This window comes from Gammaproteobacteria bacterium (assembly GCA_029881255.1).
In the GTDB taxonomy this organism is placed as follows: domain Bacteria; phylum Pseudomonadota; class Gammaproteobacteria; order S012-40; family S012-40; genus JAOUMY01.
The window spans coordinates 130,486-154,893 of the sequence record JAOUMY010000007.1 but is presented as its reverse complement, the minus strand read 5'-3'; the positions used below and the strand labels follow the sequence as shown (position 1 = coordinate 154,893).

At 46.7% G+C, this 24,408-nt stretch carries 18 protein-coding genes; 12 read left to right on the top strand and 6 right to left on the bottom strand.

Translation table 11 applies throughout. The annotated features are described in order from the left end of the window. The first annotated feature begins 83 nt into the window (after positions 1-83). The 5 genes from OEZ43_14295 (at position 84) to OEZ43_14275 (ending at position 5,334) form a co-directional block, all read left to right on the top strand. On the top strand, positions 84-743 hold the full coding sequence (locus OEZ43_14295; protein MDH5546759.1) for a pseudouridine synthase: 660 nt from the start codon (positions 84-86) through the stop codon (positions 741-743). A gap of 85 nt (positions 744-828) precedes the next feature. Further along, positions 829-1,614, top strand: a complete 786-nt coding sequence (locus OEZ43_14290; GenBank protein MDH5546758.1) for a hypothetical protein — start codon at positions 829-831, stop codon at positions 1,612-1,614. A 219-nt stretch (positions 1,615-1,833) separates the two neighbouring features. Continuing rightward, on the top strand, positions 1,834-2,427 hold the full coding sequence (locus OEZ43_14285) for a hypothetical protein (GenBank protein MDH5546757.1): 594 nt from the start codon (positions 1,834-1,836) through the stop codon (positions 2,425-2,427). A 24-nt stretch (positions 2,428-2,451) separates the two neighbouring features. Then, the gene (locus OEZ43_14280; protein MDH5546756.1) at positions 2,452-3,120 is read left to right on the top strand and encodes a hypothetical protein; all 669 of its coding nucleotides are present in this window, start codon (positions 2,452-2,454) and stop codon (positions 3,118-3,120) included. A gap of 36 nt (positions 3,121-3,156) precedes the next feature. Continuing rightward, a complete protein-coding gene (locus OEZ43_14275; protein ID MDH5546755.1) occupies positions 3,157-5,334 on the top strand; it encodes a protein kinase in 2,178 nt (725 codons plus the stop codon). A gap of 48 nt (positions 5,335-5,382) precedes the next feature. Here OEZ43_14275 and OEZ43_14270 read toward each other — a convergent pair whose 3' ends face one another. Then, complete coding sequence (locus tag OEZ43_14270) at positions 5,383-6,258, bottom strand: ion transporter (GenBank protein MDH5546754.1); 876 nt, start codon at positions 6,256-6,258, stop codon at positions 5,383-5,385. A 148-nt stretch (positions 6,259-6,406) separates the two neighbouring features. Between OEZ43_14270 and OEZ43_14265 the strand changes: the two genes are divergently transcribed. Then, on the top strand, positions 6,407-7,063 hold the full coding sequence (locus tag OEZ43_14265) for a hypothetical protein (GenBank protein ID MDH5546753.1): 657 nt from the start codon (positions 6,407-6,409) through the stop codon (positions 7,061-7,063). Between the two features lie 55 nt (positions 7,064-7,118). Beyond that, entirely contained in the window at positions 7,119-7,823 is a 705-nt protein-coding gene (locus OEZ43_14260) for a DsbA family protein (protein ID MDH5546752.1), read from the top strand. 172 nt (positions 7,824-7,995) lie between these two features. Here the strand turns inward: OEZ43_14260 and OEZ43_14255 are convergent, their stop codons facing one another. Further along, complete coding sequence (locus OEZ43_14255; GenBank protein ID MDH5546751.1) at positions 7,996-8,982, bottom strand: hypothetical protein; 987 nt, start codon at positions 8,980-8,982, stop codon at positions 7,996-7,998. A gap of 1,002 nt (positions 8,983-9,984) precedes the next feature. On the opposite strand from OEZ43_14255, the gene OEZ43_14250 reads away from it, so the two are divergent. From OEZ43_14250 to OEZ43_14235, 4 genes are all read left to right on the top strand, one after another. After that, complete coding sequence (locus tag OEZ43_14250; protein ID MDH5546750.1) at positions 9,985-10,965, top strand: ABC transporter substrate-binding protein; 981 nt, start codon at positions 9,985-9,987, stop codon at positions 10,963-10,965. 10 nt (positions 10,966-10,975) lie between these two features. Continuing rightward, positions 10,976-17,272: a PAS domain S-box protein gene (locus OEZ43_14245; GenBank protein ID MDH5546749.1), complete on the top strand. Its 6,297-nt coding sequence runs from the start codon at positions 10,976-10,978 to the stop codon at positions 17,270-17,272. A gap of 201 nt (positions 17,273-17,473) precedes the next feature. Then, the gene (locus OEZ43_14240; protein ID MDH5546748.1) at positions 17,474-18,751 is read left to right on the top strand and encodes a methyl-accepting chemotaxis protein; all 1,278 of its coding nucleotides are present in this window, start codon (positions 17,474-17,476) and stop codon (positions 18,749-18,751) included. 32 nt (positions 18,752-18,783) lie between these two features. Next, entirely contained in the window at positions 18,784-19,638 is an 855-nt protein-coding gene (locus OEZ43_14235) for a nitrate- and nitrite sensing domain-containing protein (GenBank protein ID MDH5546747.1), read from the top strand. Between the two features lie 23 nt (positions 19,639-19,661). Here OEZ43_14235 and OEZ43_14230 read toward each other — a convergent pair whose 3' ends face one another. Continuing rightward, positions 19,662-20,387: a sulfite exporter TauE/SafE family protein gene (locus tag OEZ43_14230; GenBank protein ID MDH5546746.1), complete on the bottom strand. Its 726-nt coding sequence runs from the start codon at positions 20,385-20,387 to the stop codon at positions 19,662-19,664. A gap of 57 nt (positions 20,388-20,444) precedes the next feature. Here OEZ43_14230 and OEZ43_14225 point away from each other — a divergent pair, with 57 nt between their 5' ends. Then, entirely contained in the window at positions 20,445-21,116 is a 672-nt protein-coding gene (locus OEZ43_14225) for a hypothetical protein (GenBank protein MDH5546745.1), read from the top strand. Between the two features lie 5 nt (positions 21,117-21,121). On the opposite strand, the gene ccoS is transcribed toward OEZ43_14225, so the two are convergent. From ccoS to OEZ43_14210, 3 genes are read right to left on the bottom strand one after another with little or no spacing between them, the layout of a single operon-like run. Continuing rightward, entirely contained in the window at positions 21,122-21,337 is a 216-nt protein-coding gene (gene ccoS / locus OEZ43_14220; protein ID MDH5546744.1) for a cbb3-type cytochrome oxidase assembly protein CcoS, read from the bottom strand. After that, entirely contained in the window at positions 21,337-23,850 is a 2,514-nt protein-coding gene (locus OEZ43_14215) for a heavy metal translocating P-type ATPase (protein MDH5546743.1), read from the bottom strand. Before OEZ43_14215 ends, ccoS begins: the two co-directional genes overlap by 1 nt. Further along, positions 23,847-24,392, bottom strand: coding sequence for a FixH family protein (locus OEZ43_14210; GenBank protein ID MDH5546742.1), 546 nt, complete (start codon positions 24,390-24,392; stop codon positions 23,847-23,849). Before OEZ43_14210 ends, OEZ43_14215 begins: the two co-directional genes overlap by 4 nt. Positions 24,393-24,408 lie beyond the last annotated feature (16 nt).

Sequence of the window (24,408 nt, the reverse complement as noted above, 5' to 3'; positions counted from 1 at the left end):
ACTTAACACCCCCGAATTGCATGTTTTATTTTCGATTTTTTTTAATTAAATAAAGTATTTATTTGCTGGTTAAAATACACTGTATGACGCGTCTCATATTACTCAACAAACCTTTCGATGTGCTTAGTCAGTTCACTGATAGTGAAAAAAGAAAGACATTGGCGGACTACATTCCACTTCAGGGGTTTTACCCGGCTGGGCGTTTGGACCGGGATAGCGAGGGCTTGTTATTGCTCACCGATGACGGGCAGCTACAGCATGTGATCAGCCACCCCAAGCACAAACTGGCCAAGACTTATTGGGTCCAGGTTGAGCGTGAAATTGACGAAATTGCCTGCCAAAAGCTGCGAACAGGCGTCGAACTTAACGATGGACCAGCGCGGGCAATTGCCGCAGATCTGATGTCTGAACCGACGGTCTGGGAGCGTGATCCGCCGGTTCGTTTTCGCAAAGACATCCCGACATCGTGGCTACGCCTGGTCATTGATGAGGGTCGAAATCGCCAGGTCAGACGCATGACGGCGGCGGTAGGTTTTCCTACTTTGCGCCTAATTCGTTATGCCATCGGCGACTGGACCATCGAAGATATTGCGCCAGGGACATACCACGAGGTCGAGCCTGGAGCGGCATTGCTGGGGAAAATTCGCTCAAAACCCAGAGCGACAGGACGCCTCGCACACCCACCAAACAAGCCCAAACACACTGCGAAACGGCTTTTGTCAGCAAAACGTCAGAAAAGATAAGCTTTTGATTAATTGAGGATAATTCAAGCCTATCGCCTTCACTGCCGATACGATTAAGACATTCAGGCTTTGCATTGGACAGGCAATGGCAACACAGATCACTTTCGACAAGAATTGGCTAGATCAGCTATTGGCAAAGCCTGGGCAGGTTCTGCGCGGTAACCTGGGCGGACAGGATTACACCGCCGCGCTTGTCATACCCGACTACCGTAACCGTCTGAACCAGCACTATCGCAATATCCTGCCCGCAAGTCTTGAGCAAGTCTGCGTTCAAACAGGGTTACATCAACCATTTCAACACTTTGGCGTCAAAATTAAGTTTGAAACAGCTCAGGAAGTGCAACTTTACCAGAACAACACCATCGAAAAAGGCCTATGCGAACTGATCAAACAGGTCGGCCTGGTAGTACTGCAAAACGTTTATCACAACCAGACAATCCGCAATGAGGGGCATCGTAATCGCTTTCCCCATTTGCAATTTCACATTGATCGCAGCGCCAACCAGGAAACCCGGTATTCACTGTACACACGCGACCCTCTTGATGAGGAACAACGCCATCCGCGCACGGCTTCCACCCTGTTTATTCCCAATATCACGGCCTATCTGCAGGGTATCAAAGAGGGAAAACTCCACTGGGGCATCGACAAAGGACAAACCAACTCCAGCCAGTTATTCGCCGATGAAATCTCTGAGGATTTGCTCGGTGACATCATTCTGGAGCAGAAATGGAATTTGCCGGAAGGCACGGGTGAAATCGCCATGATAGACAATGCCGATGTCCTTCACGCCAGCTACTACCGTGACGCGGAACGCACGGGTTACAAAATAGGTGTCCGCTACCTTGCCGGCCTGCCATGGAAAGCGGCCTGATCCGCTACTGGCTACCATCAACCACTGAAAACCCGCTATTCCTTGTGAGCTAGCTCACTGCGTTTCAATATCTCCTCGCATATGGTTGATTCCGTGGCGAAATCAAAAGCTAGCCAGCAACCTGTGATCAGTTATAATAATTCACGCCTAAACAACGCGAAAATGGGCACTTTAACGAGTCTTCATCGTGAACGCGCGAGTATCGAACGGAGTCGACCTATGTCAATTTCAAGAAAACACCAGTTTACCGGCATCGCTTTCTGTTTGAGCCTCTTTTTGACGAATGCCGGATTTGCCCGAGATTCGATTGAAATTTCCACAAATAATGACTTTGAAGCACCGGATATCCTGCACAATACGGACACCGATATCAGCCGAGACAAGCAAGGCAATGTGATGGTCAGCGCAAAAGTCACTGACGAGTTTAGCGTCAATTCCGTGACCATTTACTTCCGGGATTCGAATAGCAATAAATACCGTTCCCGTCCTATGAGCCTCGATAATGATCGTGGCCAGGATGTTTACATCGTGCGCATTCCCTCGAACGCCATCTCAGGTGAGCGTATCGAATACTACTTTGAAGCCGACGATAAGGTTGGTAACAAAAAACTAAAAGGACTCGAATTTTCCCCTTTGCGACGTTTGCTATCAGATCTGGCAATCAAGAACGGGGAGACGGAAACACTGGCTAAAACGAATAGCGCCGAAAAAGACCCGGTAAGTTCGGCCCTCGAATTAGATACACCTGTCGTCAAACCTGACCAACCCATCGACTCCATCGATTTTCCGATGGTGTGGATGCCTGGATTATGATGCGTGAAAAAGGAGTAAACCTGTATGAATAACTGGTGGAAAATTTGTCTCGGATTACTCTTGATGGCAAACGCAAATGCCGCCTCGGCATATGTATTGGCCGGCTTGAGTTCTGATTATGTGCAGGCGTTCAAAGATGACGAGCGTCGTGGCGATAGTAGTGGTTATCGTGTTGGGCTTGCCTTTTTATACGGGTTTGATCGTTATTATGCCGGTGCGCGGTACAAGTTGGGCGGTGATAGTTATTCCGGTACGAGTCAGGGCAACCAGGAATCACAGGATATCGAAATACAGGCCGGATATCGGGTCACGCCTATATTGTCTGGATTCGTCGGTTATCGCTACCGCACACAGGATTATAGTCGTACGCAACCGTCTACCCTGACATCGCTGGAAAAGCTCAATCACTTTGGCGTCGGCGCCGCTATCAGCTACCCTCTACGCAGCAATCTCGTCGTAAAGGGTGATGTAAAAGCCTATTATCTGACATCCAGTTATTCGACAACATTGTTGAGCAATAGCGGCTCAGGTTATAGCGGCGGACTTAGCGTTGGCCTTGTTTACCTCCTGAAAAATGGCTTTAACGTCGGCTTGACCGCAAGATCACAGCTTACAAATACCGGCTATTTTACGGGTGGCTCGTATCTGGACACCTATGCCGGTCTCGGACTTGAAATCGGCAAGGTGTTTTAAAGCAATCTATCTATTGGATAAACCGGATTAAACTCGATGGAAGCGCCAGATATACTCGCTAATAAATACAAAATAAAACACGAGATCGCCCGTGGGGCGTTCGGTGTCGTCTATCTCGCACATCATACCGCCCTGGACAGAGACACGGCGATCAAGGCCTTACACGCGCATTACAGTGAGGAACCCAATTTCCGTAAGCGTTTTCTGCGCGAAGCCAAAGCGCTGGCAAAACTCAATCACGAAAACATCGTCAGTATTTACGACATCATCGAAGAGGAAAACCGTCATTACATCGTAATGGAATTCGTCGATGGCGAATCCTTATATGAAAGATTGAGTAGTAGCGACCACCTGTCTTTGGAAACTGCGGTCGATATCGCCCTGCAAACGGCAAAAGGGCTGGAATACGCTCATCAATTTGGTATTGTGCATCGCGATATCAAGCCGCAGAACATCATGCTCGACAAAAATGGCAAGGTGAAGCTAACAGATTTCGGTATTGTTGCCGCCGCGGATGAAGCCAATCTCACGATGGTTGGGCAAGTGATCGGTACACCACGTTATATGTCGCCCGAACAGGCCTTTGGCCAGGAAGTCGATTCTCGCTCTGACATTTATTCCCTGGGCATAGTTTTCTATCAAATGATCAGTGGTAAAACTCCGTTTGATAATATGTCCTCGACTCAGGTGCTGCACGAACTCTATAGCAAAGACAAAGCACTCAATATTGAATTCCCCACACATACGCCGCAGGACATCAAAGATTTGATTTCCAGTATGGTGGAGAAAGATGCTTCGCGCCGCATTGGAAGTACGGAATTACTGGTCGCGGCCCTAAATCAAATCAAGTCCGGATTCGATCAGGACAAAACCAATATTCTGTTTCATCATAGTAGCGCTCAGACACAGCCGACACAGATGGAAGACGCCGCAACTATTGATGATTCTTCTGCGACAGTAGTTAATCCCATATTTCAAGCGGGTGCACGCGTTGTGGAAGACCATACCGTTTTAGCGCCACAGAAACCAGCTGCCAAAACTCCTTCGTCAGTTGTTAATAGTGTCCCGACAAAAAAATCGGGAGTACCTGTCGCCGCTATTGCTGCTTCGGCTCTCGCCATTGCGGTGATTGGTGGTGGCGTGCTGCTATTTCAGGATCAAAACGGGAAAGATTCGTCTCCGAAACCCGTAGCAGAAATCATCCGGACTGAACCGGCGCCTGTCGCATCCAATACGCAACAAAACGAAGCACGTTCTCTGGCGAACGAGAGTTCACGTTTGCAAACTGAACTGGAGAGGCGCCTGGCTGAAACGGATAAGTACAAAGAAAAAAATTGGGATATTGCAGAACTCAGCGTTGCAAAAAAAGAGCATGAACAAGCGAATGGATTGCGTGAGGCAGCCGACGCCAGTATTAAATCAGGCGATTTCGCCGTTGCCGCGGATAATTTCCGAAAGGCCATCGCGCAACAGAAAATTGTTGTTGAAGCCCTAAATGTCGTAACGAATAAGACTGCGCAATTGTATGAAACTGAATTTTCTCGTGAGGTTGCAGCTTTTGACAAACTTCGTAAAACGGCTGAAAAATCTCGCGATAGCGCCGGAAAATTAAACGCGAAGACTTTGGCTAGCAATCACTGGAATGCCGCTGAAACTGCTATGGACAATGCTGAACAAACAGCGCGAGCTGCCGAACGCTCTTTTGGCGCGCGACGTTATGCCGATGCGATGGGCTATCTGACCGACGCCAAATCGGAGATGGATGAAGCCAAAAAGCTATTCCGCAAGGCACAAAGTGCCAGCGCTGTTGCCCTGGCAAACCAGAAAAAACTGGAGCAGGAACAGTCGCAGGAAACACAAAGACAAACGTCCAGGCCAGCCAAACCCACTGAACGGGACTACAATACGATTAGCGCAAGGCTTCAACAATTTGAAAAAGCCTATGAACACCGTGATCTTGATGAGTTAAAACAGCTAATTGATCTAACGCCAAGACAGGAGGCGTTTTTAAAGAGTCTGTTTTCCAAATTTAACACTGTGGAAATTTCAATTTCCAGTCTCGAGCTAACCTCTGATACTGCCATGGTACGCGTCACTATCGATCATCTGATCAATGACCAAAACGAAACAACTATTCCCGGCAAGGATTGGAAAACGTCTCAGTTTGTCATCAAAAAGAAAAATCAGGACTGGGGAAAATTCGGCTGGATGTAGTTGTACTACACCTACGCGTTTTAACACGCGTATTCCTGCCGAAAATTCTTAATCGTTTTTAGTCTTATTTTGTATTTGCTGATGAGTTGCCTCAAGCAAGGCCCTCATCTGCCCAAGTTCTGCTTGTATTCTTTCCAATTGACCGGACAGGTTTTCATCGACACAGCGCGTCTCGGTTTCCACTGTTTGTACCAGAGTTTCTGTTTCTTTTTCCGTTTGAGACTGCATAGCGTTCACAATAATCGCGATAAACAGGTTTAACATGGTGAACGTCGCAATCAAGATATACGGTACGAAAAACAGCCAGGCATAGGGAAATTTTTCCATGATCGGCCGCACGATTCCCATCGACCAGCTTTCCAATGTCATCACCTGAAACAAGGTATACATGGAACTGGCTATCGAGCCAAACCATTCGGGGAAGGCCTCGCCGAAAAGATTGGTTGCCATCACCGCGAATACATAATAGATCAGCAGCAGCACCAGAATAATAGAACTCAGGCCGGGTATAGCAGACAACAGCGCCGACACCACTTTGCGCATTTGTGGCACGATAGACAGTAAACGTAAGACACGCAAAATACGCAACGAACGCAGCACCGAGAACTGATCACTTGCGGGGACCAGGGCTATAGCAACCACTACAAAATCAAAAACACTCCACGGATCTCGAAAAAATCGCCATCCATGCCCAAGCAAACGCAGGGTAATTTCGACGACGAAAATGCCCAAGGCCGTGACGTCCAGGGCATGAACCATGCTTCCATAATGCTTCATGATATCGGCGTCGGTTTCCAGTCCCAAAGTGACGGCATTTAAAATGATGACGCCAATAATGAACCGTTCAAGCAGCTTGTGTTCAGTAAATTGGACGATACGCGCCCGCCGGCGGGGCAAATCCGAGGAAAGTTGAAATGTTTGCACTTGTAAACTCACACTTTAAATTGTTGAAAACCGATGTTAAGGTTGGTCCGCCCCCCGGGTATAAGGGTGATTTTTGCTATTTCAAGGGCAGTCACTAAATTTACCTGCCCTACCCTCTGTTCACCTCTACACTAGACGAGGCGCTGCTATGAAAAACTTCGTATGGGTATTTGTCTTTATTCCGCTGGCTTTTTTCTTTTCATCTGTACAAGCCGATGAAATCCCCATCCGTGCCAATGTGGGTTTTGGCCTCACTCAATACAATTTTCACAACGCATACGACAATAAATCTGCGCTGGTATACGGTAGTGAACTATCCCTGCAGGCGGTTATCGACAAGGATACGCTGAAAAAATACGAGCGAAAGGTTCCTGCAAAGTTTCGCAAGGCTGCGGGCAAACTCGATGAGGTATCGGTGGGACATTGGGCAATACCCAAATCATTATTCATTCATCCCAATGATGGCCAAAAAACCGCTTTCGGTGCTACCTGGGGAATTGTGCCTCGCCTGCAAGTGGGTTTGGGATTTCTAAAAGTTGGCGTAGGCGCAGGCGTGATTGCCAGCTATATGTACTATCACGACGAACTATCGCAGGATACTGTACATTTTATCCGCCCCGCACTGCGTGGTGGAGTCAACCTGAGCATCCCCTTATTCAACCGCTATTTGATATTGGAGGCTGGCAGTCAGCACGATGCCTATATCCCTCAGACATTTTTTGGCAGCAAGTCCACCTGGTATGTTTCCTCGCTGTATGGCATGGTGCATTTTCGCATCCCAATAAAAGTTAAGGCACGGATTTAAATACGAGACATTTTTCTTTCAGCGCATCTGACAAATGAAGACGTGAGCAATCACCATGGACTCTACAGACAAAATTTCGGTTATCTATTTTTCTGACATCTTGTGTATCTGGGCCTATCTCGCACAGAGAAGAATTGATGAGCTTAAAGATAAATTCGGTGCCCACATCGACATTGATTATCACTTTTTACAGGTATTTGGTTCTGTCGATGCCAAAATTGAAACCAGCTGGAAAGACAAGGACGGCGTTGTTGGTTATAACAAAGTCGTCCGAGATGTTGCCAAACGCTTTCCACATATCGAAGTACATCCTGATGTCTGGGTAGGAAACCAGCCTAGCAGTTCAGGTAGTTGTCACCTGTTTGTAAAGGCCGCGCAAATACTGCAAAGCAAAGGCGTTCTGGAAAACATCCAGAGCGGGCATCAGGGGGTTTCTCCCGTCGAGGCCTTGTTGTGGCATTTACGTCTGGCATTTTTTCGCGATTTGAAAGACATCAGCCAGTTAAACGTGCAACTCACCGTCGCCGAAGAATTGGGCTTGCCTTGCGACGAGATCGAGGCATGTATCAATTCCGGTCAGGCATTCTCAGCGCTGGAACGTGATCGTCAACTACAGGATCAGTTTTCCGTGAACGGCAGTCCGACGTTGATACTCAACGAAGGAAGACAGATCATCTACGGCAATGTGGGCTATCGTGTGATCGAAGCCAATATTCAGGAGTTGATGACGCACGCGGAAAATCAGGCGAGTTGGTGTTAAGCCTGTTCGCCAAGCGATTCGATAATCGACAAGGACAGTATCTCAGATCATCTATGCGAATCTCATTAAGCTGCCCCTGCTCCCGACACTTAGCCAGGAGCAAGACTGATTCAGCCCGACCAAATCAAAACAGACTGGAGGCAGTAGTGATAAAGTTGACTCGATCATTTTATTATTGCATTTGCGAGTACGCCAATACGGCGGCACCATCCTCGGGTTCCCCGAAGTAGAGCGGATTGACCTTGATGATTTCGAACAAGCCTGGCATCACCGTCTGATCACCGATCATAGGCAGTGAACCCGCTCTTGGCGAGCCCCACAGCACGCGGTAGAAATAAAACCAGGGATCGGTTTTCGCCAACTGATGGACCTGAGCATCGGTAATCGCCGATCCCCCATTGTGACATGTCGCACAATCGAAGGCATTGCCCTGAACGTCGCGTAAAGAACCATTACCGCCGTCGAGTGGCGGCAGCGGTTGAACCTGTCCATTCCAGATTTCGCCGCCATAAGCCATTAGCTCCATACCGTTAACGACGGTGCCACCTGCAGCCGCTTTCAGAAATACATGTGTATCGAATGTCTCTTCCGCGGTAAAGTCGCCCAGATCAGCGCGCTGTAAATTGGTCAGTATGGTCGAATAGTTGTGTACATTTTGCACGGCTCCATTGACCAGAATTTCAAATCCGTTAGTCAGCGTCGCATATACATATGGCTCATCAATTCCGCGAACCTCCTTAAGTTCGAGCAAATTGTTCATAGCCCCCCCGAGAAACTCTCTTCCCTCGTAATCATAGCCATGACAACTACTACACTTCCAACCCTCGTCACCCGCCAGGTCCGCATTATTTACAGCGAATGCCGCCAGAGGATTGTCTCCTAATCCTGTTTTTCCTGCCTCAATGGTGAGATCGTCGTATAGATGCGCGCCACGAACATGATTGGGTACCAGGTCAGGGGGTATAATGTCATTTGGGCTAACCGTCGCGCGCGAAACAATTTGTAACGGCTTACCCTCTGGGTTGTACTTACTAGTCAGCGCACTCTTCGTGTGCTTTACTGCGGGCACCTTCTCCCCACAACCACCGAGGACAACAGCAAGCAGGCACACAGCAGTAAAAATGATCGATGTATACAGCAAGTTGTTTTTCTTTATCATATTGTTGAACTCCCATCCCAAAAAAACGACAGGTCACGACGGAGCATCCAACGTCCATCATTATCTGTGACTCGGCGTACAACTTATGTAATTTTGAAAACTCTCAGAGGCTGGCAGCGAATGCTTACATGGCCTCCCCACAAATCAGATTCGAACTTATTATTGTTCACTTAATCCTAGTGACACGCTTGCATATTTTCAAGACAATATTTATTGAAATTTTATTATGTACGGAACATTTTTTTTATCGGGAACACCCACCAGCGGCTTTCCCCTATCGCTTGTGCGTCTTTTAAACTATTCACAACGCGACTCACCCATAATACATACTACGTCGGGAAGGGTCAGTCTTTTGCTATCTACGATTTGACAATCGATGGTGAAATATAGAGATGTTTTATGAATTAATTATTACTATTTTTGTCGGCATCCCTTTCCTTGAAAGGGATCAAGCCTATATGTAGGCGTCTCTTTTGAGGTATCTGTCGGAAAACCGTTCTCATCGACGGCAAGGACACCATCTCGTTTGTGCTGTTTTGTGTGGTAAATACTTTGGACGTCGGAACTCAGCAGTTACATACTGTGTACAAGCCGATCACTACTATACAATGACATCGGGGAAATTATAGCGTCTCTTTTTTCTATAACCCGGGGATTTTCGTACTTAATAGCTTCAACACCTCTCGAATTTCAATAGCACACATTTCAAGCCCGAGTAAAAATATACCAGCACAACAAAACCTACTTTCTATTTAATTTTTATACTCAACACAGGCCTAGAACCCGCTGATACTTTAGCTTTTCGCTATACCAATACAAACGGTAGATACAACTAAAGACGCCTCACTCTGCGCACGATAACTCTATTGATTTTCTTTCAGCATGCTTTAAATGTAACGAATCGTAACATTTTACGATGTGCTCTATGTAAGATGATCAAGCATTGTGGATGGAAATAATTGTGGAACTTATTGCCACGATAAATAGTGAAGGTGAAAAAACGTGACAAAAACGCCATTGGTAAGAATAGCTTTTTTACCAATCTATCTATTGATCTTTCTTTCCGTCTATCTGATTTCCAGTTGCGATTTCTCACATGAAAAACTTCGTATAGGCGCCCATAAATGGCCAGGCTATGAATTCATGTTTCTGGCTAAGAGAGAAGGATGGCTAGGCGACAATGGAGTTCAATTAATAGAAACAACGTCGGCAACCGAGACGCTTTCAAAACTGGAACGCAGGGAAATTGACGGCGCATCCTTAACATTAGACGAAGCTTTACGCGCGCGTAGTCTAGGCATACCCATTCAAATTGTGCTTGTCTTTGACATATCAGCCGGTGCAGATGCCGTCTATTCAAGAACTCGTTTAAAAGACTTATCCGAACTTAGGGGTGCCAGAATTGGTGTAGAGAAGAGTGCGCTTGGCGCGCTGATGTTACACAAACTTCTCGAGGCCGCACACTTAAGCGAATTCGACGTGGTCACAGTCAATAGCTCTGTCGACCAGCACATAGACGACTGGAAAAACCAGCGCTTTGACACTTTGATTACCTATGAACCGATATCGACAGAATTAGAACGGCTACACGCCTATAGACTGATCGACACTCGTCAGTTTCCCGAGCTTGTATTCGATGTTCTTGCAGTTAGAACCAATATGCTTAGTGGACAAAAAATATCTGAACTTAAATCACTCATCAAATCACACTTTACTGCGGTTCACCATTTCCGCAACAATCCACAGGATGCGGCTTACCGTATGGGAGCTCACCTCGGTTTAAGCGGTAGCGAAGTACTGGATGTTTTTCGTGGTCTGAAAATACCCAATGAAACAGCAAATCTTTCATACCTAAATAATAATGGAACCGTCGAGAAAACTTCCAATGTTCTAGTTAGCATTATGTATAGAGATAGTACCGAACAAGATCCTTTAGACTTAAAAGGCTTCGTGAACGACGAGTTTATTCCTGTCGTGGACTAGATAGAAAAACATGAGCACAATTCGTTTCTATTCACTTAACTTTTTTGTCCTACTACTGACGTGTTATTCACATGTTGTCTCCGCTCTACCAAATAAAACTATCGTTATTGGTGTTCAGAGCGAATATAGGGAGCATACGCCGATAGATCACTGGATGCCTTTATCTGATTACTTAACGAAAATTCTGAATGACACCTCATTTGAGTTCAGACTACTGGCTAAAGAAGAACTCGTTACACAATGGCGACAACACGAATTGGATTTCGTACTGTCAGACCCAACACGGTTTCTTCAAATTACCCAGTCTGACAGCCTGTCTCGGGTTGTTGCTACGGTTACAGATTCGTACAAAGATCGTCCTGTAATTGCAAAGGGGGGAACGATTATCGCACTTAAAGAACGCGATGACCTCCAGTCATTAAGTGATTTAAAAGAAAAGACGATTGGCGTTGATAATGAACGACATCTTGGGTCGCTCTACCTTCCACTACATATCCTTTACGAAAACAACATAAACGAAAACGAATTCACACTGGAACTTTACGAAGAAGCATCCAATGACTCAGTTATAAAGAGTGTACTCCTAAAAGATATAGACGTAGGTTTTCTGGCCGGCGGCGAACTTGAAAGACTTTCTGATATGGGCTATATCGGATTAGACAAACTAAAAGTGATTAACCAGCAAAATTTGGCTGGCTACCCATTTGCTGTCTCCACGCGCCTATATTCAAACGATGTTCTCGTCATGGCATCTCATGTTCGACAGGAGGTGGGAGCGAGACTGACTGCTGTTCTACTTTCCATACCGCCAAATCACTCGACTCTTCACCCATTAGAAATTTATGGATTCAGAGTGGCTGACAATTATGCGGAAGTTGAAAGACTAATGCGTGAACTACGTGTCAGGCCTTTCGACATACGACCAGACATTACTTTAGATGATTTGTGGCAACGTTACTCAAATTGGATAATCTCCGTTACCTTGACTTTGGTAATAGTTGGAATTTTACTGATTCAGCTTTTTGCAACCAATCAACAACTGCGCCGCGAAAGACGGCTTAAAAACCGTAGCGAACAGGCTTTGCGGGAGAGCAATAACCGATTTACCCTATCCATGCAAGCTACCAATGATGGCATTTGGGACTGGGACCTAACAACGAATGCGGTCTATTTCTCACCTCGCTGGAAATCCATGCTTGGCTACGAAGATAGCGAATTGACGAATGCGTTTAGTACTTGGGAAGAACTAATTGACGAAGATGGGAAGCAGCGAACGACGGCTCAAATAGAGGATTGCATAAACGGAAAACAGGATGGGTTTGTCGTTGAGTTCCGAATGAAGCATAAAGACGGCCATTGGGTTGACATTCTTTCTCGCAGCATAATAGTTAGAGACACCGACGGAAACCCGTTGAGGATGGTAGGCACGCACGTCGATATCAGTCAGCAAAAGTCGCTTGAGCAGCGTTTGCGTGATAGCGAAGCGCAATCAAAAATGATTATTGATACGTCGCCGGATGCCATTCTGCTTGTGGATCTAAACGGAATTATCGTTCGTATCAATCCAAAAACCGAAATTCTATTTGGGTATACCGAGGTCCAGTTGCTTGGTCAACCAATTGAAATTCTCATACCTGAGCGTTTTCATAAAGACCACAAACAGGTACTCTCCAGGTTTTTGTCATCTCCCAAGTACATAGAATTCGAGCGGGGAAAAACTATACCTACGCTATTGGCCGCTACCAAGCAGGGCCTGGAGTTTCCATGCGAAATCGGGCTTAGTCCGATATCACTCAATGGCGAAGTTCACATTGTTACTACCTTGCGCGACATTACCGCTCGCAAGCGAGCAGAAGAGTCACTTCGCTTCAGCGAGAGATCTCTCGCCGAAGCACAAAAGATTGCCCATCTAGGAAACTGGTGGTTCAATTTGGAAACTAGCGAGACTTATTGGTCTGACGAAGTCTATCGAATTCTTGGTTATCGGGAAAAGGAATTTTCTCCCGACTACAAGACGCTTCGCGCAAGAATACATCCAGAAGACAATCATGCGTTGGAACTAGCCGAAAAGCACTCCCTTGAGACCGGGGAGGCCTATTCTATTGATTACCGTATCATACTGCCAAACGAGACAATACGTTGGGTTCATATGGAAACTATTCCCTCAAAGGGAACTGAAGGGTCGATAGATTTCTTACGAGGAACGTTGCAGGATATTACTGCTTCGAAGAGTGCCTCCGACGCTTTGGCACAACGTGCGCAGGAACAAACTGCGCTACTAGAGGTAGGACGGGAGATTGCCTCAACGCTCAATTTGAGCGAAGTTTTACAAATTGTGGCAGAACGTATTACAGATTTAACTTTAATGAGTACGACTGCCGTATACCTTTTAGAAAACAATACGCTAGAGTTGGTGGCTACGCAGCCACCACTGCCGCCAGATTTTCCAGACGTGATGCGCTACGCGCCGCTTTCTGATCACCCGCACATACTTCATGCCGTTGAGAGTAAACAAGTCGCTATTCTACCTGACGCGAGAAAGTCAGAACTGTCTCCGGCGGAACGTATTGCAGTAGAAATGCGCAATCTTCGATCTATTGTTTACCTGCCACTGAACGTAGGCAACGAAGTTGTGGGCGTTATGATCGCCGCGACAGTAGGTGACACCTTGTTAGAGGGTGACGAAGCTAAAAACGTTTGTGGTACCTATGCCAATATGTCAGCTCTCGCAATAGCGAACGCTCGACTTTACAATTCCAGCCGGCACTATGCAGATCAATTAGAGCAACAGTATGCTTTCACGCGCGCAATTCTGGACAACGCCCCCATGGGTATGCACATTTATCAGCTTGAGGAGAATGACCATTTAGTATTTACGTCTTCTAATCCTGCCGCTGACCGTATTCTACAAACAGACAGCAAACATCTGATTGGCAAAAGTTACGAGGAGCTCTATCCTCCATTGGTAAAAACTGAAATCCCGCGTCGTTACAGAGAAATTGCCCGTCACGGTGGAGAATATGTAAACAATCAAGTTACCTATAGTGACGAAAACTATCGAGGCACATTTGACATCAAGGCATTTCAGACGGTTCCTGGCCAAATGGCCGTATTCTTTGAAGATGTGACTGAAGCACAGGCGCAGGAACTGGCACTGCGTCAGAGTGAGCAAAAACTTCGTACTATACTCGACAGCGTTGATGCCTTTATCTATCTGAAAGATACTGAAGGACGTTACCTTTTCGCCAATCGTATGGTCCGTGCTATTTGGCAGGCCGAAATGGATGAGATTATCGGCTTTAGAGATGATAAGTTCTTCGATGCCGAAACGTCAAAGAAAATTCGAGAAAACGATATACGCGTGCTGGTGAATGGAGAAACACTGCGTACGGAGGAGACAAACACGATTACGGAGACTGGAAAAACGAAAACCTTCTTGTCCGTAAAACTCCCCTTGAGGCAGGAAGACGGCAGCATTTACGCATTGTGTGGTATTTCCACTGATATCACGGATCGTATACAAGCCGAGGCAGAACTTGAGCGTCATCGCAATCAGCTACAGAATTTAGTGAATGAACAGACCGCAATGGTTCGTCAACAGGCAAATATCATTGATCAGACGCATGACTCGATACTCACCACCAATTTAGATGGAATCATTACCAGTTGGAACAAAGGTTCGACAACTTTGTTTGGATATACCGCGGATAATGCTAAAGACAAACACATTCATCTGATTACCACGCCCGAGTCTGATCTCCACTTTAACTTTGAAAAGACCGTGCAGAAACTGAAGTCAACTGGACAATGGGAAACGGAAACCTACATGAAACATGCAAACGGAAGGCAATTTCCAGCGCATCTTTCTCTTTCTCTTCTGTACGATGATCAAGGTGAACCTAGCGGTTTGATTGCCTATACGATGGACATTACAGAACGAAAAACCATGGAGGAGTCTCTGCGTGAAAAAGAGGCTGATTTATCTCGCGCTCAAACTGTCGGACGCATGGGAAGTTGGCGAGTTGATTTGAAGAGTCAGAAGATTTTCTGGTCTGAAGAAACATATCGAATATTCGGTGTTCCTTCAGACATTCCAGTTGATTTTGAGTTCTTCGGTACCTGTATCTATCCGGATGACAGAAACTATGTCTTCCAATGCTGGGAGAATGCTCTCGATGGCGCCCCTTACGACCTGGAGCATCGAATCTTAGCCAACGGAGAAATCAGATGGCTGCATGAACAGGCCGAGTTTTTATACGATGACAGGAAAAACTTGATCGCTGCCTTAGGCGTCTCTCAAGACATTACAGAAAGAAAGGCGGCAGAAACCGATTTACGCGCAGCAGAAGAACGCTATCGCCTGCTCTTTTCCGAGTCACGTGATGCCATCCTGACACTGGCTCCACCAACCTGGAAATTCACATCAGGAAACGCAGCAGCACGCGATCTTTTTTACCTCAATGATGAGACAAATTTCGTGAACATTGGTCCGTGGGACTTATCACCACCTACACAGCCGAATGGGATTTCGTCGGACGAAAAAGCCAGGGAAATGATTTTGAAGGCCATGCAAGAAGGCAGCAATTTCTTCGAGTGGCAACACCGTCGACACAACGGAAAAGAATTTCCAGCCACGGTACTACTGACTAGAGTCGAGACCTCTGGCGAGGTATTCCTGCAGGCAACTGTACGTGACGTTTCTGAAGAAAAGGCGGCGGAGCAAGTCCTGCGCGCCGCCAATTTGGAAGCAGAAAGATTGGCAAGAGCCAAGAGTGAGTTTCTGGCCAATATGAGCCACGAGATTCGAACCCCACTTAATGCTGTCATTGGTTTGTCTAAGATTGGAATGCGTAAGAATGCAAACTGTAATGGCGCAGAGAGCTATTTTGAGCAGATACTTAATTCCGGACAACATCTTCTAGGGGTAATTAACGATGTACTCGATTATTCCAAAATAGAAGCCGGGAAACTCAGTATTCACAAACAAGCGTGTAAATTGGTAAGTGTCATCAGCAGTACGACAGAAATTGTGGAAACAATTGCAAGTGCAAAAGGTCTGAAATTCTATACCGACGTTCCTGCAGATATTGTTGAATGGGTAGAAGGAGACTCGCAGCGCATCCGACAGATTTTGGTCAATCTATTATCAAACGCCATCAAGTTTACCGAGGTGGGAGAAGTCAGACTACGCGTTGTCCGTGTAGGAAGCAATACGCGCTTTGATGTAAGTGATACCGGAATTGGTATGACTGAAGAACAACAAGCCAGGCTATTTCATCCATTTGAACAAGCGGATTCTTCTAGCACTCGTGAATTTGGCGGTACCGGTCTAGGCTTAGTGATTAGCCAACGTCTGGCCCAGGCAATGGGCGGTGACATAGAAGTTAAGAGCGTTGTAAACGAGGGTAGTACTTTTTCTCTGACTCTGCCCCTTAAGCAAGTAAATTCGCCGACATTAGAAGAAAAGAAAACCGTAGCAGAAGTCGGCAAGCTCCTGCAAGGCATAAACATACTTGCGGCTGAAGATGTTGCGGTTAATCGCCTCATACTCGAAGACATCTTGAACCAGCAGGGAGCAACCGTAACCTTTGCCGAAAATGGACAACAAGTATTGGATTGTGTTTCTGAGAACGGTCAAAACGCATTCAACCTTGTTTTGATGGATGTCCAAATGCCAATAATGGATGGGTTGGAGGCATCCAGGAAGCTAAAACAGTTGGCGCCACACCTGCCCATTATTGGTCTAACCGCACACGCGCTAATGGAAGAAAAAAACAAATGTCTAGACGCTGGAATGGTAGACCACATTACAAAGCCAATTGATGAAGACCTTCTCTATGAGCACATTTTAAAATATGCTAACCAGGCATTAAAACCTGTGGCAATCAACAGTCCTGAACGGCTAGAGAAAGAGCTCGATATCGACAAAATCATCAACAATAGTAGCGATAAACCCACACCTGCAGATCAATACATCGACTGGAAGGCGTTGGCTATACGATTCAAGCGCTCATCCTTTATTGAACGAATGTTTAAAGTAACGATAAAAGAATACAGCGACACACCGGACGAAATACTAAGACTGGTCAAGTCGGAAAAAAGAAGCGAGCTTGGCATAATTGCACATAAGTTGAAATCCGTCTTTGGCAATCTGGAGGCGAAACAACTTTCTGAACTGGCACTGGAGACCGAGAACATTACCCGCGCAGACAATGCCAATAGTATAGAGATCTCTAAATTGGGTACTAAGTTAGCCGATCAACTAAAGGCATTTATTCACGAATTGAAGCTATTCGGATTAACTTAAGTATCAGCTTACAAACTGTTCAATCGCCATAAACCAAAATCTTATTCCACACTTCCTATATCAAAGAAATACTACGTTTGGCAGTCATGTCTGCACAACCTATAGTTTGTAAACTCACAAAATATTCAATCAAGCCTTTCTGCTTAACTGTCGATAAAGTATAGGAATTTGCATTGAATCCACATAAACGATGAACTTGTAATGAGAATTCTAAATCTACCCATGCTGCGTGAGTTCTCCAAGCTACGGCTCAGATATAAACTCACCTGTTTATATCTTCTCATTCTGGTTCCCCTGTCAATACTAGGGTATGAACACATCGTCATTCTTCACGAATACATTGAACACGAACGACATGAGGTACGCGCCTTTTTGCCGGATAACGTCAAAGCGACAAGCCAACATATCGAACAACTGGAATCGGATATCGTACAGACAAAAATTGTCATTGGCGCCATATTTGTTCTTCTCAATGTCATCTTCTCGCTGATGCTCGCGACGGACAAAACACAATCAGAAAAAATGCAACAAATACTTCAGCAATTCACGCACGGAGACTTTAGCCAGCGGCTAGAATCCCGATATTTTAGCGATCTCCAAAGGGTAACCGGGCAAATCAATCTACTTGGTGTGCGTCAGAACAGATCAAATATGAAAGTATCCGATGCGCTTAGAGAGGTAATTGTTGCCTCCGAAGAAGTTGTAAAAATAGTACAGGAGAGTGCGAGCGGAAGCATAGAACAAATGCAGTCAGTGTCTGCCGTAGCTGCGGCAAGTGAGGAGATGAATAACAGCATGTCAACCGCCGCTGAAAACGCCGAGCAGACCAATCGCATGTCTGAGGAATCCGCCAAGTTAGCCAGTGACGGTGAAAGGAAAGTCAGAAACATGCATCAAGAGATGGTTTCAATAAATAAGACGGTAGACGCGGCGACACAAGCTATTGAGTCGCTACAAAATCGCTCACATGAGGTGAGTCAAATAATTAATGTCATCCAGAGCATTGCCGAGCAGACGAATTTGTTGGCACTCAATGCCGCTATTGAAGCAGCGCGCGCCGGTGAACAAGGACGCGGATTTGCGGTTGTCGCTGACGAAGTGAGAGAGCTTGCGGCCAAGACCAGTGGCTCAACAGTGGAAATTGCCGAACTCATCGGCAAAATGCAATCCGAGGTTAATCAAATAGTAGCCAATATCGAATCCGTCAGAACGTCGGTGAATACCGGGGTTGAAATTTCGTCTGAAGCCGAAAAGTCCTTATTTGAAATAAACCGGCAAGCCCAGGAAACGAGCAACATGATCGCCGGCATCAGTATCTCACTCACGCAACAAAAGGATGCCACGACCGAGATTGCGTCTAGCATGCACCGTGTCGCGGAAATGGCCGAAAATAACAAGCATATAGTAGAAAAAACCAATTCTGCAGCGGCATTTCTGGATCAGCTGTCGAAAGATTTGCGCAGTGAACTTGGAACTTAATGGACGTTACACAGACATCGAATGTATAAGATATGTTGAAATCTATTCTACCGATAACCATCGTATTTTCGACCATCATATTCGCCTACCTAAATTCATACAAGGTTGATCGAGAATTCAAACGCCGACATCAATGGGCATTTCGTTTCATCGCCTCTTCAAGGCAGTTTATGGAACATCTTCAGCAACATCGGGGTATTGCTAATGCCTTTCTTCATGGCGATGCATCTTTCAAGGACAAGGCGATTGCCATACAAACTAAGTTGAAAAGCGATCTCGAAAACTTTCAACAGGTGGCTATCGATAGATCTTCGGTATATGAAAATACGCAAACAAAATTTGTGATGGATAGCTGGAATTCTTTAAAGGGCCAGGTTTTTAGTCTTACGCCTGAAGAAAGTTTTTCCCGCCATACTCTGCTTGTTTCGAAGCTCGTTGATCAGATAGAAGACGTGTGCGAACTAGCGTCGCTTTACGAATACAACACGCAGGAAAAGTTGCTCATTAAGGCGCTTTCTACCGACCTTCCACGTCTACTTGAATTTTTCGGCCAGGTGAGAGGTTTAGGAACAGGGGTAGCGGCAAAATCCAGCTCAACGGTTGCAGAACAACTAAAACTACGCTTTCTGGTGGATAAGTGTCACGTCATATTGAGCGACACCATCACACCACTTTCGAAATCCAGCAATCACTCATTGATCGCATTGAGAGAGGCCTTCAGTTCCTGCCTGAAAAAGGGCGAGGACTTCATCAAATTGGCGCGTAAGGAATTGATTTCGACCCAGGTCGTCAACATCAATCCAGACAGTTATTATGCGAGTGCAACCGACGCTATAGCGAGCAGTTATAAATTATTTGACGCCTTACTTGCCTCCGTCAGACATTAGAAACTCCGCGAGATCATATGTAATCAATGATGCACTTGATTGTGGACTGAAGTTTCACTTCTATCATGCTTACCATCGGTGAAAGGCACGAATGTTGCCCAAAGACCGAAGAAAATAATAACCAGACCTGCGACCCGCCTTACATAAGTGTTTTGTATTCCTGCCTTTAACTTATGTGACAACTCGCCTGTAAGCAACATGACCGGTAGCGTCCCTAACCCAAAAAACAACATGACGAGGGCCGAGTATTTCCAGTCCTCAGCAGTTGCCGACCAGGTCAATACACTATAGACCATGCCACAGGGAAACCAGCCCCATACCATTCCGAGTGGCAGAGCCTGCACTACAGACCTCACAGGCAGCAATCTATTTGCAAGCGGTTGCAGAATGCTCCACGCGATTGAACCAAAACGCTCAAGGTAACGCAGGCCCCACCACCAGCCGGCTAGATACAATCCTAACGCTATAAGCAATAGCCCGGAAAGGAATCTCAGCACTACACCAATCAAAAGAAACTGTTCTTGAAGTAACGCGCTAAGCAGCCCAATCAACACACCGACCAACACATAACTACTGATACGCCCAAGATTGTAAAGCAAAAGAATGTTGAATCTGTTTGCGCGTGAATTGGCGTCCTGCCTAATCGCTAGACTCAAGGCATTGACAATACCGCCACACATGCCAATGCAGTGCGCTCCGCCTAGCAATCCGATGATAAAGGCACTGCCGAGAGTAACCGGATCGTTCATCACATATCTTTCAGATTTTGATACACTGCAACTCTCGGAAACTGGGATAAAGCAAAAATGGAGACAAAGATATTTCTTGGCGCACTGGGGTTTAGCATTCTGATATTAGTCATTGCCTTGAATCTACCCCTGTCAGAGCCAGAAACGAAAGACGGACTGCCCTGGCAAATTGAACTTACTGAACAAACCAGCCGTGTCTTTGGCCTTACACTGGGTACCAGCACACTGGCTGAGGCAGAGAGCAGTCTGAAGGCCGACGGTGAAATCAGTCTCTTCCGTAAAAACGACAATGACTACACGGTTGAGGCCTATTTCGACAAGGTCGAATTAGGCGGACTTTCTGCCAAAATGATTCTGGTAATGCAAGTCCCTTCGCAAGAACTCGCGCAAATGTTTCAACACGGCGTGCGCATCAGCAAAGCGCCCAGTGGTAGCAATAAGGTCAGCATCGCAACCGAAGACCGGCACCGTGTACGTGACTCTGCCATACAAAGCATTACCTATCTTCCCGCAGTAAATCTCGATGCAGAACAGATATTGTCTCGATTCGGCAAGCCATCACAACGTATACCCGACCCACACAACGCATCAGAGCACTGGCTTTACCCTCAGTTAGGACTGGATGTTACACTCGATGCAAAAAACAGGGAAGTATTACAATATGTGTCGCCTGCGAATTTTCATACCATACAAACGCCACTTATGGTCGAGCCACTTGCCGCTGAGTAGCCCCTTCATTTAGAGTCAACAGTACGAACCGTAGCTGCTTCCCGCACATTTTGACTAGGCTGGTTAGCAGGTAATAAAGGATCGTCCTCATCCATTAATATGCGACTTGCCTCGCCTTCAAGGTCTTCATATTGTCCCTGTTTTACTGCCCATACCATAATCCCCACCATAACCAGACCGAGAAAAATCATGCCGGGTATCAAACCATAGATAACTTCCATTACACAACCTCCGTCTGAGACACCACCGAAGACGAACTCTCCTGTCTTTGGTATTTACCAGATGATACCAGTTTCGTGTTGAACATCTGACGTATACGCGCCGCGTTTCCTATGACCAGTAGAGAACTTACAGGCATCGAAATCGCAGCAATCAGTGGCGTAATAAAAGACATCATTGCCAAAGGTATCATTACGATATTATAGGCAAACGAAATCAGGATATTCTGGCGTATGGTTCTCAAGGTGCGCGTGGATAATTGAAACGCCTGAAGCACTTTTAACAATTCATTTCGAATAAGAATGATATCCGCGCATTCAGCCGATACATCGGTACCTGATCCCAACGCGATGCCTATATCCGCACGGCTCAGGGCTGGCGCATCATTAATGCCATCACCTACCATTGCGACACATTCTCCGCGCTGTTGCATGGCACGAATAACCTCTTCCTTGTCTTGCGGCATGACTTCAGCGATGACATCAATACCGCCAAGTTGTTCAGCAAACCGTTGCGCCACCGCCAGGCGATCACCGGTGAGTAAAGTTACGCCTAAACCGAGCTGTCGCAAACGTGTGACTAATTCACTCGCGTCCTCGCGCAAACGATCTGACAGGGCGATTATGCCCACAAGCTGGCTATCACTGGCAACAAAAACACAGCCCACACCCCGTGCTGCCCAGTCGCGAATTCGCGCCTGCATTCCACTTTCGGCATCAACACCGTTTTCACTTAGCCACTGCTGCGTACCCACAAGAATTCTCCTACCATCGACTTTGGCAGATACTCCACAACCAGGCGTATTACTGAACTCCTGTATTTCTTTGGTAAAAGACAGTTCGCGTTCTTTTGCTGAGTCGACGATTGCGCGAGCCACACTGTGTTCCGAATAACGCTCCACCGAGGCGGCGATACCCAGTATCGTTTCTGCATCCATCTCGCCGGTCGGTACGATCTGTTGCATGCACATACGCCCTTCGGTCAAGGTTCCGGTTTTATCAAACACCACATGAGTGACACGAGTAAGCGATTCCATGACGCCACTATTGCGCAGCAATATGCCCTCGCGCGCGCCGGTTCCTGCGGCGACAGCAATTGCCATCGGCGTCGCCAGACCGAATGCACACGGACAGGTGATAATCAAAACCGCCGTCGCTGCCATTAACGCCAGTTCAAAACCGCTGCCGTACCACCAGGCAAAGGTGACACTGGCAAGCATTAGCGTGGTAAGCACAAACCAGGGAACAATACGGTCCGCTGTCTGCTGTATGGGCGCTTTCGACGACTGGGCGTCTTCGACCAGTCGTATAATATTGCCAAGTACAGTTTGTTTGAGCGTCGCCTCTACACGAAGCCGTAGAAATCCGTCAAGCAATAGTGTTCCCGCAGACACCTTGTCACCGATGTTTTTCAATACCGGAGTAGATTCACCTGATAACATCGATTCGTCGATACTGGCGCGACCATCTACGATACAAGCATCGACTGCGATTCGTTCGCCGGGACGTACCAATACGTGATCGTCTACACGCACACCGCGTATCGGCACGATAGACTCCTCACCATCGCGTAGAACTGTCGCACCGCGAGGTTGAAGATCGAGCAAGCGCTGCGTTGAGTCTACGGCTTTGCGTTTCGAGATTGCCTCAAGATAACGACCGACGAGGATGACGAAAAGAAAATTGACTACCGTATCATAATAGACCTCGCCATAAGCAGCGTCGCTGACAGTCACGTAAAGGGAATAGAAATACGTCACCAATGCACCTATGGCGATAGGCACGTCCATACCCAGGTGTAGATTGCGCACGCCCGTCCAGGCGCCGCGTAAAAAGGGATAACCGGAATAGAGCAGCGTCGGTGTTGCCAATGCAAAACCGATCCAGTGAAACATATTCCTGAACTCTCCTTCATCGGCGCCGCTATACAGGGCAATCGAAACCCAAAGGAGATTCATCATGGCGAAACCGGCAAATGCCATGCGAAATAACAAACTGCGTAATTGGGCCTTGGCTGAGTCACGTGCACGTTCGACTTCGAATGGCACCGCCAGGTAACCAATTTGCGCCAGCCGTGAAAGTATCACCGACAAATGTAATTCCCGATTATCCCAGCGCACCCTGAGTCGTCTAGCGGCAAGATTGACGCGGCTCTCAATAATGCCATCTACCGAAGCAAGCGAGCGTTCGATCAACCATACACAGGCAGCGCAATGTATGCCTTCGACCAGCAATTCGATCTGTCGAATATCATCTAAGGTATCGACATATTCTGCTTGTATCTCGTCCAAATCGTAGAGCGCGACATCATTCGCTATGGGAGGTGGAGGGGAAAGCTGAATATCTTCAGGCGTGCGTTGGTAAAATCCCTGCAAGCCAGCCTCATGAATGGTGCGACATACGGTATGACAGCCAAAACAGCAAAATTCTCTTTTCACGCCATCAATCGTTCCACTCACACCTGTCGCAGGCGTGTAGGGTAATCCACAGTGATAACAGTGTTCAGCATTTTTCACATTGACAATACCGAAATACGCTTCGCCAGTTCAAACTGATTTTCTCCCTGGCGTATGTGTATTTTTACGTCCCATATGCCTTTTAGCGGAAAAGTAATTTCTGCCTCAAAAATCCCAGGCGCGATTTGCCTCATTAGCGTTTCAATATCACGATTCGCATCCGAAGGTCGGTAGGCTATCAGTTGCACGCTGGCCTCCTCGATCGCCAGTCCCCTTTCATCGACGGCAGAAAAACGAATAGCTTGAGACTTGCCAACCCAGATCTCGTTCTCCATATCCAGGCGAGTCTCCCACGCGCGTGTGCCATGCGTAGCAGCCATCATCTTGAGCGCATTTTTTTCATAGGCACGACCACGTTCATAATAGTCTTCAACGACTAAACCCGGACTTGTGACGAACGCGATAAAGATAAACGCGAGATTGACGGTTACAAACGTCGCCATGATGCCGATAATAGCCAGTACCCAGGGATTGCGTAGTGCTTCATTACTGGACTGCGACGTGTGTCGCCGCATTTCACTGATTGCCTTGCTGAGTCCCATATACACCTCCTGATAA

Bases quoted from the DNA above. Each gene is read 5' to 3' on its own strand.
- OEZ43_14295 (MDH5546759.1), top strand. From the start codon at position 84: ATGACGCGTCTCATATTACTCAACAAACCTTTCGATGTGCTTAGTCAG.
- OEZ43_14290 (MDH5546758.1), top strand. From the start codon at position 829: ATGGCAACACAGATCACTTTCGACAAGAATTGGCTAGATCAGCTATTG.
- OEZ43_14285 (MDH5546757.1), top strand. From the start codon at position 1,834: ATGTCAATTTCAAGAAAACACCAGTTTACCGGCATCGCTTTCTGTTTG.
- OEZ43_14280 (MDH5546756.1), top strand. From the start codon at position 2,452: ATGAATAACTGGTGGAAAATTTGTCTCGGATTACTCTTGATGGCAAAC.
- OEZ43_14275 (MDH5546755.1), top strand. From the start codon at position 3,157: ATGGAAGCGCCAGATATACTCGCTAATAAATACAAAATAAAACACGAG.
- OEZ43_14265 (MDH5546753.1), top strand. From the start codon at position 6,407: ATGAAAAACTTCGTATGGGTATTTGTCTTTATTCCGCTGGCTTTTTTC.
- OEZ43_14260 (MDH5546752.1), top strand. From the start codon at position 7,119: ATGGACTCTACAGACAAAATTTCGGTTATCTATTTTTCTGACATCTTG.
- OEZ43_14255 (MDH5546751.1), bottom strand. From the start codon at position 8,982: ATGATAAAGAAAAACAACTTGCTGTATACATCGATCATTTTTACTGCT.
- OEZ43_14245 (MDH5546749.1), top strand. From the start codon at position 10,976: ATGAGCACAATTCGTTTCTATTCACTTAACTTTTTTGTCCTACTACTG.
- OEZ43_14240 (MDH5546748.1), top strand. From the start codon at position 17,474: ATGAGAATTCTAAATCTACCCATGCTGCGTGAGTTCTCCAAGCTACGG.
- OEZ43_14235 (MDH5546747.1), top strand. From the start codon at position 18,784: ATGTTGAAATCTATTCTACCGATAACCATCGTATTTTCGACCATCATA.
- OEZ43_14230 (MDH5546746.1), bottom strand. From the start codon at position 20,387: ATGAACGATCCGGTTACTCTCGGCAGTGCCTTTATCATCGGATTGCTA.
- OEZ43_14225 (MDH5546745.1), top strand. From the start codon at position 20,445: ATGGAGACAAAGATATTTCTTGGCGCACTGGGGTTTAGCATTCTGATA.
- ccoS (MDH5546744.1), bottom strand. From the start codon at position 21,337: ATGGAAGTTATCTATGGTTTGATACCCGGCATGATTTTTCTCGGTCTG.
- OEZ43_14210 (MDH5546742.1), bottom strand. From the start codon at position 24,392: ATGGGACTCAGCAAGGCAATCAGTGAAATGCGGCGACACACGTCGCAG.